Origin of the sequence: Chromohalobacter sp. 296-RDG (assembly GCF_029889885.1) — a bacterium.
Classification (GTDB): Bacteria; Pseudomonadota; Gammaproteobacteria; order Pseudomonadales; family Halomonadaceae; genus Chromohalobacter.
In genome coordinates this window covers 1-1,046 of sequence record NZ_JARANY010000229.1, presented here as the reverse complement: position 1 = coordinate 1,046, position 1,046 = coordinate 1, and the positions used below count along the sequence as shown (strand labels likewise).

General features: G+C 60.3%; 1 protein-coding gene. It reads left to right on the top strand.

Annotated features, from left to right (window positions below):
- Positions 1-137 precede the first annotated feature (137 nt).
- Positions 138-863 (top strand): GntR family transcriptional regulator, encoded by a 726-nt coding sequence (locus OP495_RS18110; RefSeq protein WP_280571165.1) that lies wholly within the window; start codon positions 138-140, stop codon positions 861-863.
- The last annotated feature ends 183 nt before the right edge of the window (positions 864-1,046 follow it).

Sequence of the window (1,046 nt, the reverse complement as noted above, 5' to 3'; positions counted from 1 at the left end):
TTGACAACCTCACTGCCAACTCATTTATATGATATAGTATATAAAATAGTCAAGGAGATGCCGACAGGCCGATCAGCAGTTACAATTCATAGGATGACACTTCCGCATCGCCACCCATTCACAAGGACGTCGACTCAATGACCGCGCCGAAAGGCCCGATATTTCAGCCGCTTTACAAGCAGATCAAGGACTTGCTTCTGGAAAGGATTGCATCGGAGGAGTGGCCGCCGGGCACCTTCATTCCCAGCGAGGCGGCGCTGGCTGCGAGCTACAACGTCAGCGTCGGCACCTTGCGCAAGGCACTCGATGAACTGGTCAGCGACAACGTCGTGGTCCGTCGTCAGGGCAAGGGAACGGCCGTCGCCACCCACGACGCCGACCGCACTCTGTTTCGCTTCTTCAATGTGGTACGTCGTGACGGCGAGCGCAGCCTGCCCGTCTCACGCGTTTTGAGCAGACGGCGTCGCACGGCGACCGCCGCCGAGCGTGACGCCCTGGAGCTGCCCGACAGAGCCGATGTGATCCACATCCGTCGGGTCCGCGAGCTGGCCGGCAGTCCGACGCTGCTCGAGGATATCGTGCTCGATGCCGATACCTTCGCCGCCCTCGAGTCGCAGCCGGAGGTACTGCCCAATACGCTCTATCAGCTCTACCAGCATCAATACGGCGCCACCGTCGTGCATGCCGACGAACAGCTCGTGGCGATGAAGGCAGGCGAACAAGACGCCGTCCACCTGGGCGTGGAACTCGGCGAGCCCCTGATCGAAATTCGCCGCGTGGCACGCGACTATCAGAACGCCCCGATCGAGCTGCGCATCTCGCGACTGACCACGCAGGAATATTGCTATACCAGCCGGCTGTAGCGGAGCCGATCAGCATGACGAGAAGATGACGGTGAAGCTCTCGGCAGCAATCAATGGTTGTCGCGCAGAAACACCTTGAAGGCTTGCCAGAGCGGACTGCGGTAGCGCTCGGGATGCCACAATAACGAGAAGTCCCGAACCAGGTGCAGCGGGGTCTCCAGTGCGACGAGTTCGCCGCGTTCG